At 71.4% G+C, this 5,516-nt stretch carries 5 protein-coding genes; all 5 read left to right on the top strand.

Annotation, left to right across the window (positions count from 1 at the left end; all coding sequences use genetic code 11):
* Positions 1-741, top strand: a 741-nt coding sequence (locus VFE05_11080; GenBank protein ID HET6230602.1) for a hemolysin family protein, incomplete at its 5' end; no start/stop codon positions are given.
* Between the two features lie 356 nt (positions 742-1,097).
* Positions 1,098-1,832, top strand: a complete 735-nt coding sequence (locus tag VFE05_11085) for a hypothetical protein (GenBank protein ID HET6230603.1) — start codon at positions 1,098-1,100, stop codon at positions 1,830-1,832.
* Positions 1,833-2,351: 519 nt separating this feature from the next.
* The gene (locus VFE05_11090) at positions 2,352-3,143 is read left to right on the top strand and encodes a methyltransferase domain-containing protein (GenBank protein ID HET6230604.1); all 792 of its coding nucleotides are present in this window, start codon (positions 2,352-2,354) and stop codon (positions 3,141-3,143) included.
* 40 nt (positions 3,144-3,183) lie between these two features.
* A complete protein-coding gene (locus VFE05_11095; GenBank protein HET6230605.1) occupies positions 3,184-4,404 on the top strand; it encodes a Xaa-Pro peptidase family protein in 1,221 nt (406 codons plus the stop codon).
* Positions 4,401-5,153 carry a GvpL/GvpF family gas vesicle protein gene (locus tag VFE05_11100; GenBank protein HET6230606.1) on the top strand — a complete coding sequence of 251 codons (753 nt, stop codon included), beginning with the start codon at positions 4,401-4,403 and terminating at the stop codon, positions 5,151-5,153. The genes VFE05_11095 and VFE05_11100 overlap by 4 nt, the downstream gene beginning before the upstream one ends.
* Positions 5,154-5,516: the final 363 nt, after the last annotated feature.

The raw sequence follows: 5,516 nt of genomic DNA on the forward strand, positions 1-5,516 counted from the left end.
CGGGCTGAGTCGGCAGAGGTGCTTCAGGAGCTGCTGGAGTTCGGCGACCTCACCGCGGGCGAGGTGATGGTGCCGCGCGTGCACATCACCGGCATCCCGGTCGGCGCCAGCTTCGCGGAGGCGACCGCCATCATCCGCTCCGCCCCGCACACGCGCTATCCCGTCTATCGCGGCAGCCTGGACGACATCGCCGGGATGGTGCACGTGAAGGACCTCTTCCGCCGCCTGCGAAACCGGCGCGCGGTGCACGAGAACGACGCGCGCCCGGTGCCGTACGTGCCCGAGACGGCCACCATCGACCGCGTGCTGGCCGCCATGCGCGAGGCCCGCACGCAGATGGCGGTGGTGATGGACGAGCACGGCGGCACCGCCGGCATCATCACCATCGAGGACCTGTTCGAGGAGGTGGTGGGCGAGATCGAGGAGGGCAGCACGCACCCCGCCGAGGTGAGCCGGGACCCCGCGGGACGGCTTCTCGTCGCCGGCACAGTGCGCATCGAGGAGGTGGGCGAGGAGCTGGACCTGGTGCTGGAGCACGACGAGGTGGACACGGTTAGCGGCCTCATCCTCTCCCTCCTGGGCCGCCCGCCCGAGGTGGGCGACACGGTAACCTACGACGACGTCCGCTTCGAGGTCACCCGCGTGGAGGGGCACGGCGTGGGCGAGGCCGTCGTGGAACCCCTCCTCCGCCCCCGCGGCGACGACGACGTGCAAGGCGGTGGGGAGGGCGAGCGGCACTGAGCTGCTGGCCCTTCCTCGCGAGGGGATGCGCATGGCCGGACGGCGTCAAAACGTGTCGGTCGATGTGCCTCAGCCGAGACACTCCGGCGGGTGCGGGCGAGCCGGGAGGATGGAGATGTTCGGCCGGGACGCGGAGGATGCGTTCCGGCCGAAGCTCTTTCTGCGCAACCGGTTGAAAGCGCTCGCGCCACAGCATCTTCCGACGCGTTCCGGCGGCGGGGGATGAACGCTTGGCGTGTTTCGGGCACGGAACTTCCGTTAGCGCCGCGACTGCCGGCAGAACGAGTAGCAGAGGCCGGGACTCGGCAGGCGCCGGGCGCGGGCCGGTGAAGGCATAACTTTTCGGTGAGGAGCGGATGATGATTCGGATGCGTGCACGGGCGGCATGGGTGCGGCGGGCGCTCGCCGCGGCGGTGGCGGGAGCGGCGTTTGTGGCCGTTCCGGCGGCCGGGCAGGACCTGACGGCATACGCCACGGCTTCCATCGACGGCTACGACACCAACGTGCAGCTGGTGGGCGCCTCCGTTCGGCCGGGGGGCCTGGGCCTCCAGCCGGTGCTGGGCGTGCAGGTCTTCCACCTGGGCTTCAACCCGTCCGGTCCGGGCAGCGTGGACCGCTTCGGCGTGACGCCGTCGGTCGGCGCGTCGTACCGCATGCCCACGGGCTCGGTGGAGGCTCGTGTGGGCTACACGATCCAGAACGAGGACAACGGCCCCATCGTGGACGGGGCGGGCGGCAAGGACGGCTTCAACGTGGCCCTGCAGGGCAACTACTGGGGCACGGGCGGCGGGCCGGAGTTGCAGGGCATCGCCACCTACTCCATCTCGTCGGACTACACGTGGAACCAGGCGCAGGCCACCGTGCCCGTGGCCACGTACGGCACGCACGCCATCAAGGCGGGCGCCGAAGCAGTGTTCGAGAGCGCCACGAGCGGCCCGTCGTACCACGCCTACTCCGTCGGGCCGCTGGTGCGCGTAACCACCAGCAGCCACAGCAGCTTCGCGCTGAGCGGCGGGTTCAAGGACTCCAACACCCGCGCCGGCACCTGGTACGCCCGCGCCGGCTTCGTCGTCTACGGCATCCACCTGTAGAACTCGCCGCCAAGCACGCCGATCAGAACGCCGATCAGAACAGCGCCGCCTCGAGGATTCGGGGCGGCGCTTTCGTTTGGGGCGGGTCCGGGGATTGGGATGTGCGATCTCCGGGCGGTTTCGCGTGACGGGGGAGGGGCCCCCTCCCCCAGCCCCTCCCCCAAAACTGCCTGGGGGAGGGGAGCTTAAATCACGGTGGGGGTGAGGGTTGCGCGTTTGCATGTCGTCGCATCGAGACGGGGGGCGAGATCGCGACGCGGGAAGTTCCAGCTCGCGCTAAGGCACATGCCTGCAAGCAGTTATCCCCTCTTTCGCTTGCGGGGGAGGGGCCGGGGGAGGGGGCGTCTTTCCGCATGCGCCGCCCTTTCGCCTCCGCCTCGCATCTTCGATCACAAGTCGTACGAACGCCGCCCACCACGTCGGGTGGCGGGGGCACGGGGGGTGCGTATACCTTTCGCCATGCCTGCTCCGCGCGCGGACGGGCCGCCGATTCCCGCCGGGCGGGAGGGCGGACCCTCGATGCTGGACCTTGTGCGGCTCAGCCGCGACGTGGTGTTCCCCCCCGGCGGCGAGGAGCTGTACCGAAAGATCGCGCTGCTCACCGAGCTGCGCCCCGGCCAGGAGGTGTTCGACGCGGCGTGCGGACGCGGCGTCTCCACGCTCTTCCTAGCGGGCACGTACGGCGTGGACGCGACCGGGGTGGACGCCGACGCGCACCTCACCGCCCAGGCGGAGCAGCGCGCCCGCGCGGCGGAGCTGGACGGCCGCGTCAGCTTCCAGACCGCGGCGCCCGACGACCTGCCCTTCCGCGACGGCATCTTCGACGTGGCCGTGGGCGAGATCGGGCTTGCGGCGCTGGCCGACCCGGCGCGAGCGGTGCGCGAGCTGGTGCGCGTCACCAAGCCGCTGGGCTCGGTGGTGCTGGTGCAGCTCATCTGGACGGGCAACGTGGACCCGCACCGCCGCGAGATTCTGGTGCGGCACCTGGGCGCCCGGCCCATGATCCTGGTGGAGTGGAAGCAGCTGCTGCGCGACGCCGGCGTGGTGGACCTGCGCGTGGAGGACTGGTCCGACAAGCCGTCGCCCTTCCGCCCCACGGCGGGCGCGGGCGGCCCCTTCCCGGACTTCTCCGAGATCTTCACGCTACGGGAGCGGCTGGGCATCCTGTGGCGCGCCCTCAAGCGCTGGGGCTGGCGCGGGGTGCGCGGCGCCGTGATCCGCGAGCGCGAGGTGCACCGCCTGCTCACCCGCGAGCGCGCCCTGGGCCTCTCCCTGATCGTGGGCACCAAGTGGCCCGGCGCCGAGCCCTGATCCACATCTCCCGACCCCACTCAACCCGACCCGACGAACCATGGCCGTAGTGGAAGAGACCGTCTCGCTCACCGCCCAAACCGTCGCGCGCATCCAGGATGAGCTGCGCGCGCGGGGCCTGGGCGGCTGGCTGCTGTACAGCTTCAGGGCCAACAACGCGGTGGCGAGCGAGATGCTGGGCCTGCCCGCCATGACGCGGCGCTGGTTCGTCTTCATCCCCGCGCAGGGCGGGCCGGTGGCGCTCACACACCGCATCGAGCAGCAGCCGTGGACAGGGTGGATCGGCGAGAACCGCCCGTACCTGAGCTGGCGCGAGCTGGAGGCGGGGCTGGCGGCGCTCGTGGGCGGGGCGGGGAAGGTGGCGATGGAGTACGAGGCGGGAGATGCGGTGCCGTACGTGGACCGCACGCCGGCCGGCGTGATCGAGATGGTACGCGCCGCCGGGGCCGAGGTGGTCTCGTCCGGCGACCTGGTCTCCACCTTCTACGCGCGCTGGAGCGACGAGGGGCTGGCCGGCCACCGCCGCGCCGCCGTGGTGCTCCAGGAGACGGCGCTGGAAGCCTTCCGCCGGATCGCGCGCGCGGTGCGGGACGGCGGCGCGCCCACGGAGCTGGAGATCCGCGAGTGGGTGCAGGGCGAGCTGCTGCGGCGCGGGCTGAACGTGGGCGGCGACACCATCGTGGCGGTCAACGGCAACGCCGCGAACCCGCACTACGCGCCCACGCGCGAGCACCACGCCGCGATCCACGAGGGCGACCTGGTGCTCATCGACCTGTGGGGCAAGGAGAACGAGGAGTCGATCTACGCCGACCAGACGTGGATGGGCTACGTGGGCGCGGAGGTGCCCGAGCGGCTGCAGAAGATGTGGGAGGCCGCGCGCGACGGGCGCCTCGCCGCCTGCGAGCTGGTGCGGTCGCGCTGGGACGCGGGCGAGGCCGTGGCGGGATACGAGGTGGACGACGCCTGCCGCGCGGTGATCGTGGAGCGCGGTTGGGGCGAGAATTTCATCCACCGCACCGGGCACTCCATCGACCGCGAGCTGCACGGGTCCGGGCCCAACATCGACAACCTAGAATCGCGCGACACGCGGGCGCTGATCCCGGGCGTGGGCTTCTCGGTGGAGCCGGGCATCTACCTGCCGGGCGACGTGGGCTTCCGCACCGAGGTGGACGTGTACATGGGCGAGAACGGGCCCGAGATCACCACCCCGCACCCGCAGACGGAGCTGTTCGCGCTCCTGGCGCCGGGCTTCGCGCCGTGAGCGAGCACGATGGGCTTCCCCCCTCGGCTGCCGAGCGCGCCGACTCGCACGCCGAAGAGTCGCTGCGTGAAGGGCCCACCGAGCACCTGGCTGCCGAGCCGCCGCCGGAAGTATCTGTCGCGCAGGCGCTGCCGTCCGCGCCGGGCCTGCGCACGCTGCTGGCCGTCGTGCCGGTGGAGGCAGAGGGAACGCCCGCCTGGGACGCGGCCGATGCGCGCCTGGGCGTGACGCTGGTGCCGTACCGCGACATCGCCGCGCTGCTCTGCCCGGCATCGGCGGTGGGGGCGACGGGGACGGAGGACGTGAAGGCGCGCCACTGGGAGGTGCACCGCGCGCTGCTGCGCGGCACGGTGGTGCCCGCCCCCATCGGCGTCACGTTCGCGAGCGACGGCGACGTGGAGAAGTTCCTCACCGAGGCGTACGGCACGCTCAAGGGCGCGCTGGCCCGCGTGGAGGGCCGCTGGGAGTTTCGCCTGCACGTGGACCTGACCGAGGCGGGGCTGTCCGAGTCGCTGGCGCTGGACCTGGTGACGCACATCTACGCCGAGCTTCGCCGCACCGCGCACGCCGCGATCCCGTTCCAGCGCAAGGGCGGGCGCCGCCTGCTGAGCGCCGCGTTCCTGGTGGATCGCACGGGCTCGGTGGCGTTCCAGGACCGCGTGGAGGAGCTGGGGCGCGTGAACGGCGCGCTCGCCATGGACCTCACCGGCCCCTGGCCCCCGTACGACTTCGTGCAGATGCACGGCTGACGGCAGATGCACGGCACAAGACGAAGAGGCCCGCGAATCCATCGCGGGCCTCTTCGTTTTTGGGGAAGATTGTCGGCCGATTCGGGAGATGCGATGCGGCGGCGGTATCACGCGGCATCCGGAGCATCATCGCGTCCGAACCGCGGGAGCACACGCACGTGCTCCCCTCCGGAAGGGTGGTCGCTCGATGCGAAAATCTCCCCGACGGTAGGGGACGACCTGCGTGTCATCTGTTCCAACTAAATCTCGCAACGGTATAATACCGGACGCGTTCGGTGGTTGCGAACTCCTGACCAGGGGAACAGATGAGCGTCGATCCAGAGGCGAAGGAGCGCGCCTCGACGATTGGAGAGGTCGAGGCGT

It is taken from the genome of Longimicrobiaceae bacterium (assembly GCA_035696245.1).
Lineage (GTDB): Bacteria > Gemmatimonadota > Gemmatimonadetes > Longimicrobiales > Longimicrobiaceae > DASRQW01.